The organism is Pseudomonas sp. FSL R10-1350 (assembly GCF_009600525.1).
In the GTDB taxonomy this organism is placed as follows: domain Bacteria; phylum Pseudomonadota; class Gammaproteobacteria; order Pseudomonadales; family Pseudomonadaceae; genus Aquipseudomonas; species Aquipseudomonas helleri.
Genome location: NZ_WIVR01000038.1, coordinates 21,047 through 43,610 on the forward strand (window position 1 = coordinate 21,047; position 22,564 = coordinate 43,610).

The 22,564-nt window shown below is 58.4% G+C and carries 20 protein-coding genes and 4 tRNA genes; 17 read left to right on the plus strand and 7 right to left on the minus strand.

Features of this window, described 5'->3' with window-relative positions; translation table 11 throughout:
- Positions 1-40 precede the first annotated feature (40 nt).
- From cobU to GHO25_RS16665, 8 genes are read left to right on the plus strand one after another with little or no spacing between them, the layout of a single operon-like run.
- A complete protein-coding gene (gene cobU, locus GHO25_RS16635; RefSeq protein ID WP_048369764.1) occupies positions 41-562 on the plus strand; it encodes a bifunctional adenosylcobinamide kinase/adenosylcobinamide-phosphate guanylyltransferase in 522 nt (173 codons plus the stop codon).
- A complete protein-coding gene (cobT, locus tag GHO25_RS16640) occupies positions 559-1,614 on the plus strand; it encodes a nicotinate-nucleotide--dimethylbenzimidazole phosphoribosyltransferase (protein WP_153391303.1) in 1,056 nt (351 codons plus the stop codon). Before cobU ends, cobT begins: the two co-directional genes overlap by 4 nt.
- Positions 1,611-2,186: an alpha-ribazole phosphatase family protein gene (gene cobC, locus GHO25_RS16645; RefSeq protein WP_153391305.1), complete on the plus strand. Its 576-nt coding sequence runs from the start codon at positions 1,611-1,613 to the stop codon at positions 2,184-2,186. Before cobT ends, cobC begins: the two co-directional genes overlap by 4 nt.
- Positions 2,187-2,188: 2 nt before the next feature.
- On the plus strand, positions 2,189-2,926 hold the full coding sequence (locus tag GHO25_RS16650; protein ID WP_153391307.1) for an adenosylcobinamide-GDP ribazoletransferase: 738 nt from the start codon (positions 2,189-2,191) through the stop codon (positions 2,924-2,926).
- A 54-nt stretch (positions 2,927-2,980) separates the two neighbouring features.
- Positions 2,981-3,394, plus strand: a complete 414-nt coding sequence (locus tag GHO25_RS16655; RefSeq protein WP_153391309.1) for a MarR family winged helix-turn-helix transcriptional regulator — start codon at positions 2,981-2,983, stop codon at positions 3,392-3,394.
- Positions 3,395-3,445: 51 nt separating this feature from the next.
- Entirely contained in the window at positions 3,446-4,654 is a 1,209-nt protein-coding gene (locus GHO25_RS16660) for an MFS transporter (RefSeq protein WP_048369776.1), read from the plus strand.
- Positions 4,651-4,773 (plus strand): hypothetical protein, encoded by a 123-nt coding sequence (locus tag GHO25_RS26585; RefSeq protein WP_256677239.1) that lies wholly within the window; start codon positions 4,651-4,653, stop codon positions 4,771-4,773. Before GHO25_RS16660 ends, GHO25_RS26585 begins: the two co-directional genes overlap by 4 nt.
- Positions 4,774-4,828: 55 nt before the next feature.
- Positions 4,829-5,380, plus strand: coding sequence for a glutathione peroxidase (locus GHO25_RS16665; RefSeq protein WP_048386806.1), 552 nt, complete (start codon positions 4,829-4,831; stop codon positions 5,378-5,380).
- Between the two features lie 84 nt (positions 5,381-5,464).
- Here GHO25_RS16665 and GHO25_RS16670 read toward each other — a convergent pair whose 3' ends face one another.
- On the minus strand, positions 5,465-6,745 hold the full coding sequence (locus GHO25_RS16670) for an OmpP1/FadL family transporter (RefSeq protein ID WP_123751842.1): 1,281 nt from the start codon (positions 6,743-6,745) through the stop codon (positions 5,465-5,467).
- 653 nt (positions 6,746-7,398) lie between these two features.
- Positions 7,399-7,623, minus strand: coding sequence for a hypothetical protein (locus GHO25_RS16675; RefSeq protein WP_048369782.1), 225 nt, complete (start codon positions 7,621-7,623; stop codon positions 7,399-7,401).
- 975 nt (positions 7,624-8,598) lie between these two features.
- Here GHO25_RS16675 and GHO25_RS16680 point away from each other — a divergent pair.
- Entirely contained in the window at positions 8,599-8,922 is a 324-nt protein-coding gene (locus GHO25_RS16680) for a hypothetical protein (RefSeq protein ID WP_048369784.1), read from the plus strand.
- A gap of 172 nt (positions 8,923-9,094) precedes the next feature.
- Entirely contained in the window at positions 9,095-10,459 is a 1,365-nt protein-coding gene (rmuC, locus tag GHO25_RS16685) for a DNA recombination protein RmuC (RefSeq protein WP_174479328.1), read from the plus strand.
- Between the two features lie 83 nt (positions 10,460-10,542).
- Here rmuC and GHO25_RS16690 read toward each other — a convergent pair whose 3' ends face one another.
- Together GHO25_RS16690 and GHO25_RS16695 are read right to left on the minus strand one after the other, a co-directional pair.
- Positions 10,543-14,010 (minus strand): PAS domain-containing hybrid sensor histidine kinase/response regulator, encoded by a 3,468-nt coding sequence (locus tag GHO25_RS16690; protein WP_153391311.1) that lies wholly within the window; start codon positions 14,008-14,010, stop codon positions 10,543-10,545.
- Between the two features lie 119 nt (positions 14,011-14,129).
- A complete protein-coding gene (locus GHO25_RS16695; RefSeq protein WP_048369790.1) occupies positions 14,130-14,675 on the minus strand; it encodes a TetR/AcrR family transcriptional regulator in 546 nt (181 codons plus the stop codon).
- Between the two features lie 89 nt (positions 14,676-14,764).
- Here GHO25_RS16695 and GHO25_RS16700 point away from each other — a divergent pair, with 89 nt between their 5' ends.
- The 3 genes from GHO25_RS16700 (at position 14,765) to GHO25_RS16710 (ending at position 19,242) form a co-directional block, all read left to right on the plus strand.
- A complete protein-coding gene (locus tag GHO25_RS16700; protein ID WP_153391313.1) occupies positions 14,765-15,961 on the plus strand; it encodes an MFS transporter in 1,197 nt (398 codons plus the stop codon).
- A gap of 120 nt (positions 15,962-16,081) precedes the next feature.
- Positions 16,082-17,233 (plus strand): TDT family transporter, encoded by a 1,152-nt coding sequence (locus GHO25_RS16705; RefSeq protein ID WP_048369793.1) that lies wholly within the window; start codon positions 16,082-16,084, stop codon positions 17,231-17,233.
- A 134-nt stretch (positions 17,234-17,367) separates the two neighbouring features.
- Entirely contained in the window at positions 17,368-19,242 is a 1,875-nt protein-coding gene (locus GHO25_RS16710; protein ID WP_048369887.1) for an MFS transporter, read from the plus strand.
- 74 nt (positions 19,243-19,316) lie between these two features.
- Here GHO25_RS16710 and sugE read toward each other — a convergent pair whose 3' ends face one another.
- The 3 genes from sugE to rdgC form a co-directional block, all read right to left on the minus strand.
- Positions 19,317-19,631, minus strand: a complete 315-nt coding sequence (gene sugE / locus GHO25_RS16715; RefSeq protein ID WP_048369794.1) for a quaternary ammonium compound efflux SMR transporter SugE — start codon at positions 19,629-19,631, stop codon at positions 19,317-19,319.
- A gap of 118 nt (positions 19,632-19,749) precedes the next feature.
- Positions 19,750-20,715, minus strand: coding sequence for a bile acid:sodium symporter family protein (locus GHO25_RS16720; protein ID WP_048369795.1), 966 nt, complete (start codon positions 20,713-20,715; stop codon positions 19,750-19,752).
- 122 nt (positions 20,716-20,837) lie between these two features.
- A complete protein-coding gene (gene rdgC / locus GHO25_RS16725; protein ID WP_153391316.1) occupies positions 20,838-21,758 on the minus strand; it encodes a recombination-associated protein RdgC in 921 nt (306 codons plus the stop codon).
- A 161-nt stretch (positions 21,759-21,919) separates the two neighbouring features.
- Between rdgC and GHO25_RS16730 the strand changes: the two genes are divergently transcribed.
- The 4 genes from GHO25_RS16730 to GHO25_RS16745 all read left to right on the plus strand — a co-directional run bounded on the left by GHO25_RS16730 (position 21,920) and on the right by GHO25_RS16745 (position 22,483).
- Positions 21,920-21,995, plus strand: a tRNA-Val gene (locus GHO25_RS16730).
- Positions 21,996-22,014: 19 nt separating this feature from the next.
- A tRNA-Asp gene (locus GHO25_RS16735) sits at positions 22,015-22,091 on the plus strand.
- A 220-nt stretch (positions 22,092-22,311) separates the two neighbouring features.
- Positions 22,312-22,387: transfer RNA gene (locus GHO25_RS16740), tRNA-Val, on the plus strand.
- Positions 22,388-22,406: 19 nt separating this feature from the next.
- A tRNA-Asp gene (locus GHO25_RS16745) sits at positions 22,407-22,483 on the plus strand.
- Positions 22,484-22,564: the final 81 nt, after the last annotated feature.

The following is a 22,564-nucleotide window of genomic DNA, read 5'->3' on the forward strand; positions in this document are numbered from 1 at the left end:
TCCCACAAGATCAAAAGCGGTATTTTTGAGGTTTTTAAACATGCAGCAACTGATTTTGGGTGGCGCCCGTTCGGGTAAAAGCCGCTTGGCCGAGAAGCTCGCGGCCGACTCTGGCTGCGCTGTCATCTACATCGCCACCAGCCAGCCGCTGGACGGCGAAATGAACGAGCGGGTTCGCCTGCACCGTGAGCGTCGCCCCGCACAGTGGGGCTTGATCGAAGAGCCGATTGAACTGGCCCGCGTGCTGCGTGAAAACGCCGGTGCACAGACCTGCCTGCTGGTGGATTGTCTGACCTTGTGGCTGACCAATCTGCTGATGCTTGAAGACCCGCAGCGCTTGAGCGCCGAGCGTGAGGCGCTGCTGGAGTGCCTGGCTGGATTGCCGGGGCACATTGTATTTGTCAGCAACGAAACCGGAATGGGTGTCGTGCCGCTGGGCGAATTGACTCGCCGTTACGTCGATGAAGCCGGTTGGTTGCATCAAGCCTTGGCCGAACGTTGCCAGCGAGTCGTACTGACCGTGGCGGGCCTGCCCCTGACATTGAAAGGAACTGCGCTATGAATACCCCGTGGTGGCTGAACCCGTGCAAAGCGGTTGATCGTGAGGTGCAAGCGGCGGCGGCCGAGCGCCAGCAGCAGTTGACCAAACCGGCGGGGTCGCTGGGGCAACTGGAAACCCTGGCTGTGCAGTTGGCCGGGTTGCAGGGGCGCTTGAAACCGCGTGTCGATCAGCTGTGGATTGCGATTTTTGCCGGTGATCATGGCGTGGTCGCCGAGGGCGTATCGGCTTACCCGCAGGAAGTGACCGGGCAGATGCTGGCCAACTTTGTCAGCGGTGGGGCGGCAATCAGCGTGCTGGCCCGTCAATTGGGTGCGCACCTGGACGTCGTCGACCTGGGCACGGTAACGCCGATGCTCAACCTGCCGGGTGTGCGGCATTTACAGCTGGGCGCGGGCACCGCCAATTTCGCCACAGGCCCTGCGATGTCTGATGCTCAGGGCCTGAAAGCCCTGGCGGCCGGTCGTGACAGCGTGGTGCGGGCACAAGAGCTGGGCTGCGAGTTGTTCGTGGGCGGCGAGATGGGCATTGGCAACACGGCCTCGGCCAGTGCCGTGGCCAGTGCGCTGCTGCAATGCCCGGCGTCTGAGCTGACCGGGCCGGGGACCGGGCTGGACGCTGCGGGCGTGAGCCACAAGGCGCGGGTGATTGAGCAAGCGCTGGCGTTTCATGACGGCTACCTGGACGACCCGCTGCAAACCTTGTTCCGCTTGGGCGGTTTTGAAATCGCGGCCCTGGCCGGTGCCTATGTGGCGTGCGCGCAAGCCGGGATTGTGGCGTTGGTCGACGGATTTATTTGCACCGTTGCCGCCATGGTTGCCGTGCGCTTGAACCCTGAGTGCCGGGAATGGCTGGTGTTTGGCCATCGCGGTGCTGAACACGGGCATCGCCGTGTCCTGCAAAGCTTGCAGGCTGAGCCGTTGCTCGACCTCGGTTTGCGTTTGGGTGAAGGCAGTGGCGCTGCATTGGCGGTGCCGTTGGTGCGTCTGGCCTGCGACCTGCACGGGCAGATGGCAACGTTTGCTGAGGCGGCTGTCGCGGATCGCCCGGCATGAGCGTGACCCTGGACTTGCTGCGCCACGGTGAAACCGAGCTGGGCGGCGGGCTGCGCGGCAGCCTTGATGATGCGCTGACGCCCGTGGGCTGGGAGCAAATGCGCGCAGCCGTTCAGGGCCAAGGCCCGTGGGACCGGATTGTCAGTTCGCCGTTGCAGCGCTGTGCTTTGTTCGCCCACGAACTGGCCGGGCAACTCGCGCTGCCGGTCACGTTCGACAAAGACCTGCAAGAGCTGCACTTTGGCGAGTGGGAAGGGCAGAGCGCCGCCGCGCTGATGCAAACCGATGAGCAGGCACTGGGCCTGTTTTGGGCAGACCCTTACCGCTTCACCCCGCCTCAGGGCGAGCCGGTGCTTGAGTTCTCGCAGCGGGTGTTGGCGGCGGTCACGCGCTTGCAGCAGGCCCACGCGGGGGAGCGAGTACTGGTGGTGTGCCATGGCGGGGTGATGAAGTTGCTGCTGGCGCAGGCCCGTGGTCTGCCCCGTGAGCAGTTGCTGAACATTCAGGTGGTTAATGGTGCGCTGTTCGAGTTGCAGGTCGACGCACACGGCGTTTTGAGTGAGGGGCGCTGAACATGTTGCCGTTCTGGATTGCCTTGCAGTTTCTGAGCAGCTTGCCGATCCGCTTGCCCGGCATGCCGCAACCCCAGGAGTTGGGGCGGTCGTTGTTGTTCTATCCGCTGGTCGGGCTGTTGTTTGGCGTGCTGTTGTGGGCGCTGAACGGCCTGTTGGCCGGGGCGACGTTGCTGTTGCATGCGGCCTTGTTGCTGAGCGCCTGGGTGTTGCTCAGTGGCTGCTTGCACCTAGACGGACTGGCTGACAGCGCGGATGCCTGGCTGGGCGGCTTTGGGGATCGCGAGCGCACCCTGACCATCATGAAAGACCCGCGCAGCGGCCCGATCGCCGTGGTCACGCTGGTTCTGGTGTTGTTACTCAAGTTCTGTGCCTTGCTGGCGTTGATCGAGCAGCAACACACGGCCGTCTTGTTGATCGCCCCGCTGATCGGCCGCAGTGCGTTGCTGGCGGTGTTTTTGACCACGCCATACGTGCGGGCAGGCGGCTTGGGCCAGGCCTTGGCCGATCACTTGCCGCGCAAGGCGGGTTGGTGGGTGCTGGGGTTCAGTGCAGTGGCCTGTGTGGTGATGGCCGGTACTGCCGGGATGTGGGCCTTGCTGCTGGCGGCGTTGGGCTTTGTGTGGCTGCGCCGGGTGATGATGCAGCGGCTGGGCGGCACCACGGGCGATACGGCAGGTGCGCTGCTGGAGCTGCTGGAAGTACTGATTTTAGTGGGGTTGGCGCTGGTGGCAGACTGACCCCGGTGTTGTTTAAATCTTGATTCTCCTTCATTGCGGGTATATACATACAAAATGTTACCAACCCAGTGTTTATGCACCAACCTGCGACGTGCTTCGCGGGGCATCAGCCGACATTACGATGGAGCCCTGGATGGCTTCGGGATCAACGTTGCGCAGTTTTCATTGATGAGCAACCTCAAGCGACTGGACCAGCCAAGTATTTCCAGCCTGGCTGAGGCCATGGGGCTGGATCGCAGTACCTTGGGGCGCAATCTGCGAGTGCTGGAAGGCGCTGGCCTGGTGAAGATGTCTGAAGGTGAGGACCATCGTAATCGGCTGGTCTGCCTGACCGAAGAGGGTGAGACGCGCTTCAATGCTGCCTGGCCAGCCTGGGAGGCCGCACAACAGCGGTTGGTCGCGCGTTTGGGAGAAGACCGGCGCGAACAGTTGCTGCAGTTATTGGATGAGCTGGCGGGTGTCGATTAGCACCCGTTTTACGAATAAGAATGGGTATATACCCGCATCAGGAGAATAACAATGACATCGGTGTGGCGAACGAGCGGGTGGGTGCTGCTGGGCAGTGCGTTGATTTTGGCGCTGTCATTGGGGGTCAGGCACGGCTTTGGTCTGTTCTTGCCGCCCATGAGTGCGCAGTTCGGCTGGGGGCGAGAGGTGTTTGCCTTCGCCATTGCCTTGCAGAACCTGATCTGGGGCCTGGCTCAGCCGTTCACCGGTGCGTTGGCCGATCGCTTTGGCGCCGCCAAGGTGGTAATTGTCGGCGGTGTGCTCTATGCCGTCGGGCTGGTGCTGATGGGCATGTCGGACTCGTTGCTGACACTGTCGTTAAGTGCTGGCCTGTTGATTGGTATCGGCCTGTCCGGCACGTCGTTTTCGGTCATTTTGGGTGTGGTCGGCCGTGCCTTGCCGCCAGAGAAACGCAGCATGGGCATGGGGATCGCCAGTGCGGCGGGCTCTTTTGGCCAGTTTGCAATGCTGCCTGGCACGCTGGGATTGATCGGCTGGCTTGGCTGGTCGTCCGCCTTGCTGGTACTGGGCTTGCTGGTGGCCATGATCGTGCCGTTGGTGAGCATGCTCAAGGACCGGCCAACACCGAGTCTGGGCGGCGAGCAAACACTCAAGGAAGCGCTGCGTGAGGCCTGCACTCACTCGGGCTTCTGGCTGCTGGCATTTGGTTTTTTTGTCTGCGGGTTTCAGGTGGTGTTTATCGGCATCCACTTGCCGGCCTACCTGGTCGATCAGCATTTGCCTGCCACCGTGGGCACCACGGTATTGGCCCTGATTGGCCTGTTTAATATTTTTGGTACTTACACCGCCGGATGGCTGGGCGGGCGTATGTCCAAACCGCGTTTGCTGACCGCGTTGTACCTGGCGCGCGCCGTGGTGATCGTGGTGTTCTTATGGGCGCCGCTGTCGCAATTCAGCGCTTATCTGTTTGGCATGGCCATGGGCTTTTTGTGGCTCTCGACCGTGCCACTGACCAACGGTACCGTCGCCACAATGTTTGGCGTGCGTAACTTGTCGATGCTGGGCGGGATTGTCTTCCTGTTCCATCAACTGGGCGCATTTCTGGGCGGTTGGCTGGGCGGCGTGGTCTATGATCAAACCGGCAGTTACGAGCTGATCTGGCAAGGTTCTATCGTGCTCAGTCTGTTGGCAGCGGCCTTGAACTGGCCGGTGCGTGAGCGTCCGGTTGCGCGTTTGCAGGCACAAGGGAGCATGGCGTGAGTTCACTGTGGCTTTGGTTGGGTGGCATCAGCGCAGGCTTTTTGCTGCTGGCCCTGAGCTGGTGGGGCTGGCATCAAGGTGGCCTGGCCTTGCTGGAGTTAGGCATGGGCACTTGCTAGTGCCGTGCCGGGGCGAGTAAGTTCTGTGCCTGCACCTCTATAAAGGACACGAACAATGCTAAAGCGCTGGATTGCGATGCCCGTACTGTTGTTGGCGTGCGCGGGTTCTGTCTGGGCGGCTGATTGCCCGTCTTTGCTTGAAGGTTCATTGCCCAAACTACGGGCTAAAGAGTCGATCGATCTGTGTAAGCAGTTTGCCGGCAAGCCTTTGTTGATTGTGAATACGGCCAGCTTTTGCGGGTTTGCGCCCCAGTTTGAAGGCCTCGAGGCGTTAAACCAGCGCTTTAAGGGGCAGGGGCTGGAAGTGATTGGCGTACCGTCCAATGACTTCAAGCAAGAGGCCAAAGATGGCGAAGAGACGGCCAAGGTCTGCTACGTCAATTACGGTGTGACCTTCACCATGACCGAACCGCAAAAGGTGCGGGGTGACGGTGCAACGCACCTGTTCAAGGTCCTGGCTGAACAAAGCAGCACGCCCAAGTGGAATTTCTACAAGTACGTGGTGGACCGCAAAGGCAATGTGATTGCCAGCTTCTCGAGCCTGACCAAACCGGACAACCCGGAGTTGATTGAAGCTATAGAAAAAGCCATCGCCTCAAAGTCCTGATTCCTACACAAGAAAAAGCCCCGCCTCTGCAAAGAGAGCGGGGCTTTTTAGTTCAGGCTGTGTGAGCGTCAGGCTCTCGCAAGCTTAGAACTTGTACGTTGCACCGACAGCAAAGCCGTTGGCGCTGTTTTCGTACTTGGCGCTGTAGTTGTTGATGCCTTTGGAATCGTTAACTTTGACCGACTCTTCTTTCAGGTAAGAGTAAGCCACGTCGATAACCAGATTCTCGTTAACGGCATAACCGGCACCCAAGCTGAAGATCGTCCGGTCACCGGTAGGGATGCGTGGCGAGCGATTTTCATTGTTGGTAGGCGATTGGTCCCAGGTCAAACCGGTACGCAGTACCCACTGCTTGTTCAACTGATACGACGTACCGATGGCGTAAGCCCAGGTGTCGTGCCAGTTTTGTTCTTCTTTGATGGTCGTGAACGCTTGAGCGCCGCCAGCACCGGCGTTGGCCATGGTCACGCCTTTGTTCTGCACGGTGATGTCTTTCAAGCGGCTCCAGCGGGTCCAGGTGCTACCGGCATAGACCTTCCAGGCATCAGACAGGTCTTGGGTAACGGACAGGTCCCAGGATTCCGGGGTGTCGATCGACAGCGAAGCGTCATAGCGGTTGCTTTGCAGCAGCTGTGGCGGAGTACCTGCGCCCGCTCCGATTTCGGTGTGGCCTTTAAGCTTGTAGGTCACTTTGGAGTGGTAGGTCAGACCGACACGGGTAGTGTCTGTGGCTTGCACCAGAACACCGGCGTTCCAGCCCAGTGCGGTGTCATCACCTTTGATCTTGACGTGGGCTTCAGGTGTGCCGGGCACCAGTGCAAGATCCGACTCCAGCTTGCCGGAGATGCGGTTGATGGTCGGGCCAAAACCTACCGAAACGCGATCGTTGAAGGCGTAGCTGACAGTTGGCTGCAGGGTCACGACTTTTACGTCGCTGGTGCTGCCGAAGGCGCGGCCCTGGAAGTTATGTTCATATTCAGTGGCGAGACCAAAAGGCGCGTACACGCCGAAGCCGACGGCCCACTGGTCATTGAGCTTGTTGGTGTAGAAGCCCATTGGTACGCCAGTGAAGGGAACCATGTCGCCTTTGTTGCTGCCTTTGACGTTGCCGTTAGCATTTTTGATATCGGTTGAGGCGTCGATCACAGCGATACCGCCTGTGACCTGTTGTCCGCTTAGACGGGACATACCGGCAGGGTTACCGAAAACGGTACTTGCATCGTCAGCAGAAGATGAGCGACCTGCGAAGCCGGTCCCCATACCGCTAACGCTTTGTTCGTTGAGGGCGAAGCCGCTTGCGAAAATCTGGCTGGAAGCCAAAGTGACAGCGAGGCTAAGTGTGGTCTTGAGCATTACTTTTTTCATTATTAGAACTCCTTTTGATCACCGGACGAAAGCTACCAACATTTTTGTAAGAGCGCTATAGGCTAAATCGCAGAAGATAACGATGTTTTGTAGGACAATCCGACCGTTTTCCGATCATTTACAGGTTTGCAGAGGGTTGAAAAATCTCAAGCCGCTTGGTTGAGAACGGTCATGCAGTCGCGCCCAACATCCTTGAAAGTGTGCAAACGTCCTTTTAGCTCAACTACTTGGCGCTACTGCAGGTCTTGCGGGTGTGCTGTCGGTGTAAAGGTTGGCTGACTGCAATGCCTGGCAACAAAACATTGGCGTACAAAGTGTATTTTTGTTTGGTCAGGTTAACTTTGATGCAGTGATGTAAAGCTTCAGCTCCCTGGCGTGATCCCTGTGCAGCGTCGGCGCCTGAAAATGGCCGGCGGCACCCAGGCGCTTGGCAGCTGTGGGTCGTGAGGGTGCGCCGGAAGCGGTTTTTGCCGCTTGAGTTGAAGTGTAGTGTCATATCTCTGTTGTAAAGCTCTGTTTTTAAATCGTTTGTAGCTTCTAGGTGTAAACGATATATCCGCAAGTGCTTAAGCGATGCCGGATATTTCTTAAATGACGCCCAACAAAAAGCCCTGCTGTTCGGGCAGGGCTTGTTGGGTAAGCGCTTGCGGGTCTTAGGCGATAAGAGCCTGACGAGTACGCTCGATCACAGCTTGCAGAGGCTCTGCGCTGGAATATTGATCGGGGTACAGGCGTTCGCTGTGACGGGCGATGCCGTGTTCGTTGACCAGGGTGAAGCTGAAGCAGCCTTTGCGAGCGGCCATAATCAGGCAGTTCATTGGAGCAAAAGCGTTGGTTAGGGTGCGAATGGCATCCTGAGTGTGGATTTGAGTATTCATAGTTATTAGGTGTTCCTACAAAAGACACAGATATGATCCGTGCTGCGTTAAAACGTTCCAGTGACGTCGGGCCATTTTGGCGGGACGAAGAACCTGTCTGGAACAAAGCCGCCAGTTGGAGCGCATTAAGTATGTGGCGCTTGGGCTGGCAGGTAGGTACTTAGGAGGGCAGGCAATCACAACAAGAGCTAAGGTTCCATGCTCTGGGTGAAGATCCTGATCAATTTGCAGGTTGGTTCGGTCAGAGTAAAAAACTTCGCGATACCCTTTGCTTGTTCAAAGGCTGTATCGGCGCAAGGTTTACCTGGAAACCATCTAGGGGGTCGATCCCGTTTAATCAGCGCGGCCATCTATTTGAGAAGCTGCTGAGGGATTTGTTCGGCCCGAATTGACTTTCAGCTTGGTACTAACGCTGCGGATACTATCGGGTTGAAAATTTAAATGCAAGTGTGCTAGCGAAAAAACATCCTGCAACGGTGTGCGGGGCATCACGCATAACAGGCCGTATCGGGACTGTTATTAGCCTGTTTTAGGCAATATTCCACGTGGGCTTGCCTGGGTGGCGAGCGTCACACGGGTGTTGAATGGGGGTGTTTTCTGCAGGTGAGTCCTACATTTTTTGCCTCTGAATCGCCCTGCGCGCTGCGCGGAATGTGATCTTTTGCACATTTGCAACACAACCAACATATTCGTCTGCGAGGTCAAAGCCGGCAGCTGTCTAGCCTGTTCCGCAAATTTAAGTCAATGAAAAACATCGTTTTTTTTTAATTGGTGAAAAAATCGACAGTTTGACTCTAGGCCCCGTAGGGTGGGGGTTTGCGGGGGGTAAACGAGGGTTGTCCACTGACTTATCCACAGGATCTGTGGATTGTCACGCGCGCTTGCTCTAGATCGCGGGTATAGACTTTTTTCGGCTTTACCCAAGCGAAAAAAGGAGTAGAGTGGCGCGCCTTCTGTTCTGCCCTACAGTGTTTTATGAAGTTTCGCACAGCTACTTCCTCTGCTACTCGCTCCAGCACATCACCTGCAGCGCCTAAACGCTTTTCTTTGCGCATTGCGGTCTGGCTGCTGGACAACCCTCACCTGGGCGCTAAATCCAGCGTCAAACACGTTGCCGGCCATTTGCTCAAGCAGCCTGCCCGCCAAGGTGTGGTGCTGGCGCAAAGCCGTTTGGGGCAATTGATGTGCCGTGATTGTGGAAGCTCCCGGGACCAACGCATTGGTCACGAGCTTTTGCGTCAGGCTGCCCGCGCCGGTGACCGTGTTGCTCAACAGGAATTGAGCAAGATCGAAGACTGAGCTGTCTTCGTGCCCTGAGCTTGGTTAACCTTGCTTTTTTACCTTGCGCGGAGTGGTTATGGCCCTGGACCTGAGCAGTATTTTGCTGGGCTTGGCGTTGGCAGGCGTGCCGTTGTTGGCGTTCGTTTGGCAATTGCAGCGGCGCGCCAGCGGGCATCAAGCCGAATTGAACCTGCTCGAAGAGCGCCTGAATATGGCTCAGTTGGCTCAGGACGGTCTGAGTGCGCAGCTGGACGCCAGCCGCGATGAAATCAGTGACTTGGGGCAGGCCAACACGGCCAAGCAGGCCGATCTGGCGGCACTGCGCCGCGAGGTCGAACTGTTGCAGGTAGAACGCGACAACGCGCGTGATGCTGCGCACGCCTGGAACCTGGAACGCGCACAGAAAGAAGCCGAGCTGCGTCACCTTGGCGCTCAGGCTGCTGGTCTGAGTGCCGAACTGCGCGAGCAACAAGAAAGCCATCAACAACGTTTGAGCGATCTGCAAGGGTCACGAGATGAATTGCGCGCGCAGTTTTCGGAGCTGGCCGGCAAGATTTTTGACGAGCGCGAACAACGTTTTGCGCAAACCAGCAATGAGCGTCTGGGCCAATTGCTCGACCCGCTTAAAGAGCGCATTCAGTCTTTCGAAAAGCGCGTTGAAGAAAGTTACCAGCAGGAAGCCCGTGAGCGCTTCTCGCTGGGCAAAGAGCTGGAGCGTCTGCAGCAACTTAACCTGCGCTTGAGCGACGAAGCCACCAACCTGACGCGCGCCTTGAAAGGACAAAAGACCCAGGGCAACTGGGGCGAACTGATTCTGGAGCGGGTGCTTGAGCATGCCGGGCTCGAAAAGGGCCGCGAGTATCAAACCCAGGTCAGCCTTAAAGGGCCGGATGGCGAGCGCTTTCAGCCGGACGTGTTGATCCTGTTGCCGGGCGACAAGCAGGTGGTGGTCGACTCCAAAGTCAGCCTGACTGCGTATCAGCAGTTTGTCGGTGCCGATGATGACGTGATCGGCCAGGCGGCGCTTAAACAGCATGTGCTGTCACTGCGTAATCACGTCAAAGGCCTGGCCGGCAAAGACTATAAGCGTCTGGAAGGCCTGCACAGCCTGGATTTTGTGTTGTTGTTCGTGCCCATCGAAGCGGCTTTTTCAGCGGCGCTGCAAGCCGAACCCAACCTGTTTCAGGAAGCCTTTGACCGCAACATCGTGATCGTCAGCCCGACCACATTGCTTGCCACCTTGCGAGTGATCGACAGCCTGTGGAAGCAGGAACGCCAGAGCCAGAACGCCCGAGAAATCGCCGAGCGGGCCGGTTGGCTGTACGACAAGTTTGTGCTGTTTATCCAGGACCTGGATGAAGTCGGTAATCGTCTTCAACAACTGGATAAAGCCTACGCAGCAGCGCGCAATAAACTGACCGATGGGCGCGGCAACCTTGTCAGCCGCAGTGAACAGCTCAAATTGCTCGGCGCCCGGGCGAGCAAGAGCTTGCCGCCCGAACTGCTGGAGCGGGCCATGACCGACATCAACGGCGTAGCGCATCCGGCTGAGTAGCTGCGTCGCCTCACCCCGCCCTGTAGGAGCGAGCTTGCCTCGCGATCTTTTTACGATCAAAAGATCGCGAGACAAGCTCGTACCTACAACGGCACATGCCGGCTCAGCAATGCTCTCAACACTGCAGGCTTGACCGGCTTACCCAGATACTCAAGCCCCGCCGCATGCACTTCGGCAATCATTTCCTGGCGTCCGTCGGCGCTGATGACCACGCCCGGCACGGGCTCGCCCAGTTGCGCGCGCAGCCAGCCCATCAGCTCGGTGCCGGTTTCGCCGTTGTCCAGGTGGTAGTCGACCAGCACCAGTTGCGGGCGCACGCCGTCGTTGAGCAAGGCTGCGCATTCATCGCGGTTTCTTGCGGTCCACACGCGGCAGCCCCAACGCGTCAGCAGGCTCTGCATGCCGATCAAAATGCTGTCTTCGTTGTCGATACACAGCACTTGCGCACCGGTTACCGATTGGCTTTTTAGCTCGCTGGGCACCGCTTGTGGTGCGGCTTGGGCCTGTGCCAGCGGCACGCTAACGCTGAACACGCTGCCTTTGCCCGGCCATGAGCGCACTTGCAGGGTGTGCCCGAGCACTCGGCACAGGCCGTCAGCAATCGCCAAGCCCAACCCCAGGCCTTTTTCGGCGCGGGTCTGGTGGCTGTCCAGGCGTTTGAATTCTTCGAAAATCACTTGCAGCTTGTCTTGCGGGATACCGGGGCCGCGATCCCAGACCTCCAGGCACAAGTGCTGGCCACGCCGCCGCACGCCCAGCAGTATCGGGCCCTTGGCGTAACGGAAGGCGTTGGTCAGGAAGTTTTGCAGGATGCGCCGCAGCAGCTTGATGTCGCTGCTGACCCGCAAGCGGCTGCCACGCACCCGGAACTTGAGGCCTTGCTCTTGTGCCTGGGCGGTAAATTCAGTGCCCAGGGTATTGAACAGATCATTGATTGCAAATGGCTTGATGTCGGGTGTGAATTTGCCGTTTTCCAGACGGGAAATATCCAGCAAGTCGCTGATCAAGTCCTCGGCTGAACGCAGCGAACTGTCCAGATGTTGCACCAGTTTCTGCGCTTCCGGGCTTAAGTCTTCCTGGTGCGAAAGGGCGGCCGAGAACAGCCGCGCCGCATTCATGGGCTGCATCAGGTCATGGCTGACAGCGGCCAGAAAACGGGTCTTCGATTGGTTGGCGGCCTCGGCAATACCTTTGGCTTCGGTCAGCGCCTTGTTCAGTTCCGACAGTTCACGGGTTCGCTCGGCGACGCGCTGTTCCAGGCCTTCGTTGGCCTCGGTGAGCGCCTGTTCGGCCTCACGGAACGCGGTAATGTCGGTAAAACTCATGACGAACCCGCCGCCCGGCATGGGGTTGCCGATCAGCTCGATCACCCGACCATTGGGGAACAGGCGTTCAGAGGTGTGCGCCCGACCTTGGCGCATCCAGTGCAGGCGGCGCGCCACGTGCACTTCTGCCTCACCGGGGCCGCACAGGCCACGTTCGGCGTTGTGGCGAATAATATCGGCAATCGGGCGGCCAACACTGATCAGCCCCTCCGGGTAATCGAACAGTTCCAGGTAGCGGCGGTTCCAGGCCACGAGCCGCAGGGACTGGTCGACCACGCTGATGCCCTGGGTGATGTTTTCGATTGCGCCCTGGAGCAAGGCACGGTTGAACTGCAACACTTCTGACGCTTCGTCGGCAATGCGTACGACGTCTTCAAGCTGCATTTCCCGGCCTTCAATGGCAGCCTTTACCACCGCGCGGGTTGACGACGCGCCCAGTACACCGGCCAGCAAGCGCTCGGTATGGGCGATCCATTCGCCATCTGCGTTCTGATTGGGGTTGAAGCCTTTGCCCTGGCGGTAGGCGAAGCGGATAAAGCTCTGGCGGGCGCGTTCTTCGCCGACAAAGCGGGCCGCCAGTGTCAGCAGGTCGTTGATTTGCACTGAGAGCATGGAGCGGCCGCTGGGGTGGCTGCTGATTTCCTGGCCGATAAAACGTCCGGCCTGCCAGTGCTCTGACACTCGGGTACGCGACAGTACCGAGACCCAGGCAAACAGGGTGAAGTTACCGGCCAGCGACAGCACCACGCCCTGTGTCAGCGGGGTGATCGGCAGACCCAGCGGGTTGCTGTGCAGCCACGCCAGCCCCGGAAAGTGATTTAGATGCCAGCCCATGCTGTGGGCGATCAGCGGCAGCACCAGGGTGTAAAACCAGATAAACGTACCGGTCGCCAACCCGGCAAAAACACCCCGGCGGTTGGCTTGTTTCCAGTACAGCGCGCCAAGCATTGCGGGCGCCAGTTGAGTGACCGCCGCGAAGGAAATTTGCCCGATGGTGGCCAGGCTGGCCGTGGAACCCAGCAAGCGGTAACTGACATACGCCAGCAGCAGGATGACCACGATCGACACGCGGCGCACTGAGAGCATCCAGTAACGGAATACTTCGAACGGGCGCTCAGCGTTTTTGTGGCGCAACAACCACGGCAACAGCATGTCGTTGGACACCATGGTCGACAGCGCCACGCTCGCCACAATTACCATGCCGGTGGCGGCCGAGGCGCCGCCAATAAAGGCCAGCAACGCCAGCGCCGGGTGAGCCTGGGCCAGTGGCAGGCTGATCACGAACGAGTCCGGCAGCACCGAGCTAGGCAGCATCATTTGCCCGGCCAGGGCAATCGGCACCACAAACAGCGCCGCTAATATCAGGTAGGCCGGGAACACCCATTTGGCCAGGCGCAGGTCTTGCGGCTCGATGTTCTCAACCACGGTGACGTGGAACTGCCGGGGCAGGCAGATGATCGCCATCATGGCGACGCCGGTTTGCACCACCATCGATGGCCAGTTGATGGTTTCTTTCCAGTACTCTTCAAGACGCGGCGCCAGCATGGCCTGGCTGAACAGGTCGTCGAAACCGTCATACAGCCCAAAGGTGACAAACGCGCCGACCGCTAAAAAGGCGAAGAGCTTGACCAGCGATTCGAAGGCAATTGCCAGCACCATGCCCCGGTGGTGTTCAGTTGAGTCGAGGTTGCGGGTACCAAACACGATGGTGAACAGGGCCAGTACCAGCGATACCAGCAACGCCGTGTCCTGGGCGCGAGTGCCAGTGGCGTCTGCGCCCGCGCCGATCAGCAGGTTAACGCCGAGCACGATGCCTTTAAGTTGCAGGGCGATGTAAGGCAGCACGCCGACCAGGCAGATCAAGGCCACGACAATCGCCAGTGACTGGGATTTGCCATAGCGTGCGGCAATAAAGTCGGCAATCGAGGTGATGTTCTCTTGCTTGCTGATCATCACCATTTTTTGCAGGACCCAGGGTGCGCAGACCAACAGCAGCACCGGCCCCAGGTAAATCGGCAAGAACGCCCAGAGTTGTTCGGCGGCCTGGCCCACGGCGCCAAAGAAGGTCCAACTGGTGCAGTACACCGCCAGCGACAAACTGTAGACCCACGCGCGTACCCGCGGCGGCAGCGGTTTGCTGCGCCGGTCACCATAAAAGGCAATGGCGAACATGATGGCCATATAAGCCAGGGCGACGGCGGCAATCAGCCCGCTGGACAACGACATGGAGACTCCTGAAGGTAAATAGACCCGGGCGATCCGGCCCGCAAGTCTAGTCTCGCACGATGTTTAAATCGCGTCAGGCTCGACCATGGTCTGAGCGCGGCCTGGTGTCGCAGGGCGGCTCATTGGCCCAGTGCCAGGTCGATCTGTTCATTCAGTTGTTCGAGCGTTAATGGCGCTTCGGCAAACAAGATGCGAAACACCACCGGGGCGACGATCACGTTCAACAGGCGGTCAATGTCCGGCAGTTGGTCGACGTGCCCACGGTGACGTTCTAGGATGATCCGCAACTGAGCGCCGAGGATCTGCACGCAGGTCCCTTTGGTCGGGCTGCATTGCACGTCACGCATCATGTTGCGCCCGGGCTCGGAGTTCATTTCATCCAGATACTGCTCGGCCCATGCCTGGATGTCCCCGCGCAAACTGCCCGTGGCTAGCGGCTCGGTGTCGGGTCGCATGCGCTCCAGGGCAACGTCGGCGAGTAACACGTTCAAGTCGCCCCAGCGCCGATAAATGGTCGACGGGGTGACCCCGGCGAGGGTGGCCACCATGGGCACGGTGACGTTGGCGCGCTCGTGCTCCTTGAGCAATTGGCGCACCGCCGAATGGATTGATTCCTGCACGCGGGCACTTCGCCCGCCCGTGCGTACTTCCTTAGGTTGGTTCATGCGTAAAACCTTAACACAAAGAATTTGCTTTAAGCCGCAGGCCGTCGCACACTCCGCAAAAGCAAATTCTTAGCTTTAGCGAGGATGGTATGTCCAACAGCACTGATATCCCGGCTCCAAACCGTTCCAGCATGGTGTTTCTCGGGCTTACCGTCCTGACCTTTCTGGCGGCTTCGGCGGCGCCCACGCCGCTGTACCGTATCTACCAGGAAAACATGCACTTTTCGGCCGCCACCTTGACCCTGATCTTCGGCGTTTACGCCTTGAGCTTGCTGACGGCGCTGCTGACAGTGGGCTCATTGTCGGATTATTTGGGGCGTAAACCAGTCATTTTTTGCGCGTTGATCCTCGACATGCTGGCGATGGGCTTGTTTCTCAGCGCGGACAGTGTGGCCTGGCTGATTGCCGCGCGCTTGTTGCAAGGCTTTGCCACGGGCATGGCAACCAGTGCGCTGGGCGCTGCAATGCTGGACAACGACCGCCAGCAAGGGCCACTGATCAATAGCATTTCACCCTTGGTGGGCATGGCCTGCGGGGCATTTGGTACCAGCGTGCTGGTGGAGTTTGCGCCGCAACCGTTGCACCTCGCGTACTGGGTATTGCTCGGCTTGCTGGCCGCCCAGGCCGTGTATGTCTGGCGATTGCCCGAGAGCGTCAGCCCGCAACCCGGCGTACTGGGTTCGTTGCGGCCCAGCTTGCATATCCCGCCGCAAGCACGTGCGGCGATGTGGCAGGTGTTGCCGGTCAACGTTGCCGTGTGGGCGATGGGGGGCTTTTACCTGGCGCTGGTGCCGTCACTGATCCGTGCGGCCACGGGCTCAAACTCTTTTCTGGTGGGCGGGGCGATGGTGGCCGTGCTGACCTTGAGTGGCGCCCTGGCTATTTTCAGCATGCGCAATCAATCTGCCACGCGGGTGCTGACGCTGGGCTCCAGTCTGCTGGTGGTGGGCGTCAGCACAATCATGCTGGCCGTTCACAGTGGCAACCTCGGGCTGTTTTTCTTTGGCTCGTTAGTGGCTGGCAGCGGCTTTGGCACCGGCTTTTTAGGCAGCATCCGCAGTGTCGTGCCGTTGGCGCTGCCCCATGAGCGGGCGGGCTTGATGTCGGCTTTTTACATCCTCAGTTATCTGGCGTTCTGCCTGCCGGTATTGCTGGTGGGGAGCCTGACGCGCATTTTTGGTCTGGTCAGAACCGCCGACGGCTTCAGTGTGGTGTTGATTGTGCTGGCGTTGGGGGCACTGTTAAGTGTGTTTTTAAGACGAGCTGCCAGCCCGTGCAAGGCTTGAGTCCGCGCCTTTCGTACCTATATAGGTAAAACAGATAACAGTTAGAGAAATTACCCGTTATATAGATATTCGATTCAGTTCTACTCTTGAATCACCTCACAAGAGGAACAGGAGGAGCCCATGAATTGCACCACAACTGCCAAAGCTGACTTTCGGCCACTGAGCCAATTGCAGCACCCACGTGAAATGATTCGCCAGTTCACCCCGAACTGGTTTGCCGCCACCATGGGCACAGGCGTCCTGGCCCTGGCGCTGGCGCAATTGCCGGTGCAAATCCCGGGGCTGCATGCCGTTGCCGAAGGCCTCTGGCTGTTCAACATCGGTTTGTTCATTCTGTTCAGCCTGCTCTACGGTGCACGCTGGGTGCTGTATTTCGATGAAGCGCGGAGGATCTTCGGTCACTCCACCGTGTCGATGTTTTTCGGCACCATCCCTATGGGCCTCGCGACCATCATCAACGGTTTTCTGTTGTTTGGCGTCGCCCGCTGGGGCAGCGATATGGTCCAGGTGGCGCATGTGCTGTGGTGGCTGGATGTGGCCATGTCGCTGGCGTTCGGGGTGATGATCCCTTACATGATGTTCACCCGTCAGGATCACAGCATCGACCAGATGACCGCGGTCTGGCTGTTGCCGGTGGTGGCGGCTGAAGTGGCGGCGGCCAGTGGTGGCTTGCTCGCCCCGCATCTGGCTGACCCGGTGATGCAGTTCCATGTGCTGATCACCAGCTACGTGCTGTGGGCGTTTTCGGTGCCGGTCGCTTTCAGCATTTTGACCATCCTGATGTTGCGCATGGCGCTGCACAAGTTGCCGCACGAAAACATGGCTGCGTCGAGCTGGCTGGCGTTGGGGCCGATTGGTACCGGTGCACTGGGCATGTTGCTGTTGGGGGCTGATTCGCCCGCGATTTTTGCCGCCAATGGTTTTGCCCGCATTGGTGAAATCGCCGAAGGCTTGGGTTTGATCTCGGGTATCGCGCTGTGGGGCTTCGGGCTGTGGTGGATTCTAATGGCGCTGCTGATCACCATCCGCTACTTCCGTGCCGGTATTCCGTTCAACCTGGGCTGGTGGGGCTTTACCTTCCCGCTGGGCGTTTACTCGCTGGCCACCTTGCGTCTGGGCCATGTGTTGCAGCTGAGCTTTTTCGATGGGGTGGGCTGCGTGCTGGTCGCGATGCTGGTGATGATGTGGTTCATTGTCGGTTCGCGCACCCTTAAAGGTGCCTGGCGCGGCGAGTTGTTTGTGTCGCCGTGCATCGCCGGACTTAAGAAGTAATCCATGTGCCCAGGCTCTGTGCGAAAACGCCGAAATTGACGTTTTTCGTTACAGAACCTGGGTAAGGTTGTGTCTTGAGTGTTAAAACCACACTCCAATGAGAAAGCCTCCGGCGCAACTTGAGTACATGGATGATGAGTCACCCTTCGCAGTTCAGTTTGCTCGGGAAGCGTCGCTTCCTGCCGTTCTTTGTCACCCAGTCCCTGGGTGCACTCAATGACAACCTGTTCAAGCAGTCGCTGATTCTCGCCATCCTTTATAAGCTGAGCATCGACGGGGATCGCGGCATCTGGGTCAACCTGTGTGCGCTGCTCTTCATCATTCCGTTCTTTTTGTTCTCGGCCTTGGCCGGGCAATTTGGCGAAAAATACCCCAAAGACCAACTGATTCGTCTGATCAAACTGGGCGAAATCGCCATCATGGTTGTCGGCGCCATCGGTTTTGCGTTCGATCATTTGACCTTGATGCTGGTCGCGCTGTTTGCTATGGGCACCCACTCGGCTCTGTTCGGTCCGGTGAAGTACTCGATCTTGCCGCAGACCCTGCACGACGATGAACTGGTAGGCGGTAACGGCCTGGTTGAAATGGGCACCTTTTTATCGATTCTGGCGGGCACCATCGGCGCCGGGATCATGCTCTCGTCGCAGCACTACACGGTGATTGTGTCGGGGGTGATTATTTCGGTGGCCGTGCTCGGGTATCTGGCCAGTCGCGCCATACCGCGGGTTGCTGCCGACACTCCAGAACTGCGCCTTAACTGGAACATCTTCAGTGAGACCTGGGCCACGCTGCGCCTGGGTTTGAATCAGACGCCTGCCGTGTCGCGGTCAGTGGTCGGCAACTCGTGGTTCTGGTTTGTCGGGGCGATTTATCTCACGCAAATCCCGGCCTACGCCAAAGAATGGTTGTACGGCGATGAAACCGTGGTGACGCTGATTCTCACCGTGTTTTCGGTGGGCATTGCCGTGGGCTCGATGCTCTGCGAAAAGCTCTCGGGGCGTAAGGTCGAAATCGGCCTGGTACCGTTTGGCTCGTTTGGTCTGACTGTGTTTGGCCTGTTGCTGTGGTGGCATTCGGGGCACATGCCGCAAAACATCCAGGCCAACGACTGGCTCGGCGTGCTGGGCTTTAGCCAGGCCTGGTGGGTGTTGCTGGATATTTTGGGGCTGGGCGTGTTTGGCGGCTTCTATATAGTGCCGCTGTATGCGCTGATCCAGTCGCGCACCGCCGAAAACGAACGCGCCCGGGTCATCGCCGCCAACAACATTCTCAATGCGCTGTTTATGGTGGTGTCGGCCGTCGTCACCATCCTGCTGCTGAGTGTGGCCAAGCTGACGATTCCAGAGTTGTTTCTGGTGGTGTCGTTGCTGAACATTGCGGTGAACACCTACATCTTCAAAATCGTCCCTGAATTCACCATGCGTTTCATGATCTGGCTGCTCAGCCATTCCATGTACCGCGTCAAACACAAAAACCTGGAAGCCATCCCGGATGAAGGGGCGGCCTTGTTGGTGTGCAACCACGTGTCGTTCGTGGATGCGTTGTTGATCGGCGGCGCAGTGCGTCGGCCGATTCGCTTTGTGATGTATTACAAAATCTACAACTTGCCGGTGCTCAACTTTATCTTCCGGACTGCGGGCGCGATTCCGATCGCCGGGCGTGCTGAAGACGAGGCGACCTATGAGCGTGCGTTCAGAAAGATTGCCCAGTATTTGAATGACGGTGAACTGGTGTGCATCTTCCCGGAAGGCAAGTTGACCAGTGATGGCCAGATCAGCGAGTTCAAGGCGGGGGTTCGGGTGATTTTGGAGCAGACGCCTGTGCCGGTCATTCCGATGGCGTTGCAAGGCCTGTGGGGCAGCTTTTTCAGCCGTGACCCGAACAAGGGCTTTTTCCGCCGCTTGTGGTCGCGGGTCACCCTGGTGGCGGGCGCGCCGATACCGGCCAGCGAAGCCACACAAAAGCTGTTGCGTGAGCGGGTCAGTGAATTGCGCGGTGATGTCGCGTGAGGTAAAGGCTGGGGAGGGCGAGCCAGTCTCGCGATCTTTTGATTGTCAGAAGATCGCGAGACACGCTCTAGCGTTTAGCTGCTGAGCTTAAGCCCGGCCAGGCCGGCAATGATCAGCGCAACGCTGGCCAGTCGGAACAGCGCCATGGATTCACCAAACAGAATGATCCCGGCGATGACCGTGCCGACAGCGCCCACACCGGTCCAGATGGCATAAGCGGTGCCCAGTGGCAGTTCTTTCATGGCCAGGCCGAGCAGGCCAAGGCTGACCAGCATGGCTGCAACGGTCAGGGCGGTGGGGATTGGCCGGGTGAAGCCTTCGGTGTATTTGAGGCCGACGGCCCAGCCCACTTCAAACAGACCGGCAAAAAACAGAATAATCCAGGACATGGTTATCTCCATCAATTGATGGGGTCGTCCCCAGATTAATCACTCGATGAGTCGCAGGGTCGTCCCCGCAGTGCGCACTATATTGCACACGATTTTTCTGACGATCAACCCCGAGTTTTCAGTCAGTGGATGGCTGGTTGGCCTTCAAGCGATCGTCTTTTTCACTCATCCGGCGGAAATACGTCGACAGCAACGCCCCCGAAATGTTGTGCCACACACTGAACAGCGCACTGGGCACGGCTGCCAGCGGCGAAAAGTGCGCGCTGGCCAATGCCGCGCCCAGGCCGGAGTTCTGCATGCCGACTTCCAGGGCCAGGGATTTGCGCTGGGCCAACGGCAGCTTGAACAGGCGGCCGGTAAAGTAGCCGAGCAAATAGCCAAAGCTGTTGTGCAGCATGACCACGGCCATGATCAACAGGCCCGACTCGGCGATTTTTGCCTGGCTGGCGGCCACCACGGCGGCCACGATAATCACAATGCTGACCACCGACACCAGCGGCAGCACGTCGACCGCGAAATGCACACGGGCGCCGAGCAAGCGTTGCACCAGCACGCCCAGCACAATCGGCAGCAGCACCACTTGCAGGATTGACCAGAACAGCTCCATAAATGACACCGGCAACCAGGCCGATGCCAGCAGCCAGATCAGCGCCGGGGTCAGCAGTGGGGCGAGGAGGGTGGTCACGGCGGCAATCGCCACGGACAGGGCCAGGTCGCCCCGCGCCAGCCAGGTCATGACATTGGAAGACGTGCCGCTTGGGCAACAGCCCACCAGAATCACCCCGACGGCGATCTCGGGCGGCAGGTGGAAAATCTGGCAGAGCAACCACGCCACCCCGGGCATGATCACGAAATGAGCAACCACGCCTAGCGCAACGCGCCACGGGTGGCGGGCGACTTCAGCGAAGTCATCGAGTTTGAGGGTCAGGCCCATGCCGAACATCACCACACCCAGAAGCGGCACGATGGCGCCTTTGAGGCCGATAAACCACCCGGGCTGCAGAAACGCCAGCACGGCAAAAATCAGCACCCAGTAAGCAAAGGTATTACCGACAAAGCGGCTTAAAGCAGCAAGTGCACGCATGGTGTTCCTTATTATGGTCAGGCTTTTGTGGGAGCGGGCTTGCTCGCGATGCAAGCCACTCGGTCATTGTGATGTACGAGTCGATCCAATCGCGAGCAAGCCCGCTCCCACGGGCGTCAGGGTTAAATCCCTTGTGGAATTTCTTCACCGCCCAGCGCTTCAAACAACTGCGGCAAGAACTCACCGAAGGTCAGCATCATCAAGGTGAAGCTGGCGTCTTGTTGGCCGAGGTCATCGTCACCGCCGTTTTGTTCGGCTTCGTCTTGCAGCAGGTCTTCAAACTTCAGGCGTTTAACCACCAGTTTGTCGTCCAGCACAAACGACAGCTTGTCTTGCCAGGCCAGCGACAGTTGGGTCACGATTTTGCCAGTGCTCAGGTGCAACTGGATTTCATCGCTGGTCAGGTCCTGACGCTTGCAACGGATAATCCCGCCGTCTTCGTGGGTGTCGCGCAGTTCGCACTCGTCCAGCACAAAGAAGTTGTCGGCCGCTTTTTGGGTTTTGACCCATTCGGTCATGGTGGCGCTTGGCGCGACTTTTACGCCCAGCGGGCGAACCGGCAGCGAGCCGATCACTTCACGCAGGGTGGACAGCAAGTCTTCGGCGCGTTTAGGGCTGGAGGCGTTGACCAGGATCAGGCCCTGTTTTGGCGCGATGGCGGCAAAGGTGGCCGAACGGCGAATAAAGGCACGCGGCAGGAAGGCCTGGATGATTTCATCCTTGAGCTGGTCACGCTCCTTCTTATAGACCTTGCGCATTTGCTCGGCTTCGATCTCTTCGACCTTCTCCTTTAATGCATCACGCACAACGCTGCCTGGCAGGATGCGTTCTTCTTTACGGGCGGCAATCAGCAGGAAGTCCTGGCTGGCGTGAACCAGCGGTGCGTCTTCGCCTTTGCCGAAAGGGGCGACGAAACCGTAGGTGGCTAATTCCTGGCTTGCACACGGGCGGGCCGGTTTGGTGGCCAGTGCCGTTTCCAGCACCTGCGCATCAAAAGGCAGATCTTGGGTCAGGCGATAGATAAGCAGGTTTTTGAACCACATGGGGTGAATCACTCCTTTATACAAAGAGGGCATTATTCGCTTGATAGCCTTAATAGGCCAACCCTGCGCTAAGCCTTTGTCGTGCATAAGAAAATTATTTTAAAAAGTGCTTGCCAGACTATAGGTCGCTCCGTAGAATGCGCGCCACACCGAGAGTGAAAGGGTGATTAGCTCAGCTGGGAGAGCATCTGCCTTACAAGCAGAGGGTCGGCGGTTCGATCCCGTCATCACCCACCATTCGCTCACAGTGTTACGCGCAGCGGTAGTTCAGTCGGTTAGAATACCGGCCTGTCACGCCGGGGGTCGCGGGTTCGAGTCCCGTCCGCTGCGCCATTTTTTGTACCACAAGCCCCTTGAACGCTTGTGGTTGGAAAGGTCCGCTGAATGCAGGCTTTTCCTGAAAGGCTTCGATTCAGCAGCTCGCTGTTGAATCAAAGATGCAGGGCGTTGGAAACGGTAGTTTTTAAACGGTTTTGAAAAAAAACTTGAATAAAAACAACCACTTACACAAAAAGTGTGAGAGAATGCGCCCCGCAACGAGAGTGAAGTGAAAGGGTGATTAGCTCAGCTGGGAGAGCATCTGCCTTACAAGCAGAGGGTCGGCGGTTCGATCCCGTCATCACCCACCATTCGCTTTCAGTGTTACGCGCAGCGGTAGTTCAGTCGGTTAGAATACCGGCCTGTCACGCCGGGGGTCGCGGGTTCGAGTCCCGTCCGCTGCGCCATATTCGGAACACAAGCCCCTTGAAAGCTTGTGATCCACAGAAAGCCCGCCTAGTGCGGGTTTTTTTGTGCGCGTGTGTTTT

Bases quoted from the DNA above. Each gene is read 5' to 3' on its own strand.
- GHO25_RS16665 (WP_048386806.1), top strand. From the start codon at position 4,829: ATGCTAAAGCGCTGGATTGCGATGCCCGTACTGTTGTTGGCGTGCGCG.
- GHO25_RS16670 (WP_123751842.1), bottom strand. From the start codon at position 6,745: ATGAAAAAAGTAATGCTCAAGACCACACTTAGCCTCGCTGTCACTTTG.
- GHO25_RS16710 (WP_048369887.1), top strand. From the start codon at position 17,368: ATGAGTCACCCTTCGCAGTTCAGTTTGCTCGGGAAGCGTCGCTTCCTG.
- GHO25_RS16680 (WP_048369784.1), top strand. From the start codon at position 8,599: ATGAAGTTTCGCACAGCTACTTCCTCTGCTACTCGCTCCAGCACATCA.
- GHO25_RS16690 (WP_153391311.1), bottom strand. From the start codon at position 14,010: ATGTCGTTGTCCAGCGGGCTGATTGCCGCCGTCGCCCTGGCTTATATG.
- rdgC (WP_153391316.1), bottom strand. From the start codon at position 21,758: ATGTGGTTCAAAAACCTGCTTATCTATCGCCTGACCCAAGATCTGCCT.
- cobT (WP_153391303.1), top strand. From the start codon at position 559: ATGAATACCCCGTGGTGGCTGAACCCGTGCAAAGCGGTTGATCGTGAG.
- GHO25_RS16720 (WP_048369795.1), bottom strand. From the start codon at position 20,715: ATGCGTGCACTTGCTGCTTTAAGCCGCTTTGTCGGTAATACCTTTGCT.
- cobU (WP_048369764.1), top strand. From the start codon at position 41: ATGCAGCAACTGATTTTGGGTGGCGCCCGTTCGGGTAAAAGCCGCTTG.
- sugE (WP_048369794.1), bottom strand. From the start codon at position 19,631: ATGTCCTGGATTATTCTGTTTTTTGCCGGTCTGTTTGAAGTGGGCTGG.
- GHO25_RS16700 (WP_153391313.1), top strand. From the start codon at position 14,765: ATGTCCAACAGCACTGATATCCCGGCTCCAAACCGTTCCAGCATGGTG.
- GHO25_RS16650 (WP_153391307.1), top strand. From the start codon at position 2,189: ATGTTGCCGTTCTGGATTGCCTTGCAGTTTCTGAGCAGCTTGCCGATC.
- GHO25_RS16655 (WP_153391309.1), top strand. From the start codon at position 2,981: ATGTTACCAACCCAGTGTTTATGCACCAACCTGCGACGTGCTTCGCGG.
- GHO25_RS16695 (WP_048369790.1), bottom strand. From the start codon at position 14,675: ATGAACCAACCTAAGGAAGTACGCACGGGCGGGCGAAGTGCCCGCGTG.
- cobC (WP_153391305.1), top strand. From the start codon at position 1,611: ATGAGCGTGACCCTGGACTTGCTGCGCCACGGTGAAACCGAGCTGGGC.
- GHO25_RS16705 (WP_048369793.1), top strand. From the start codon at position 16,082: ATGAATTGCACCACAACTGCCAAAGCTGACTTTCGGCCACTGAGCCAA.
- GHO25_RS16675 (WP_048369782.1), bottom strand. From the start codon at position 7,623: ATGAATACTCAAATCCACACTCAGGATGCCATTCGCACCCTAACCAAC.
- GHO25_RS16660 (WP_048369776.1), top strand. From the start codon at position 3,446: ATGACATCGGTGTGGCGAACGAGCGGGTGGGTGCTGCTGGGCAGTGCG.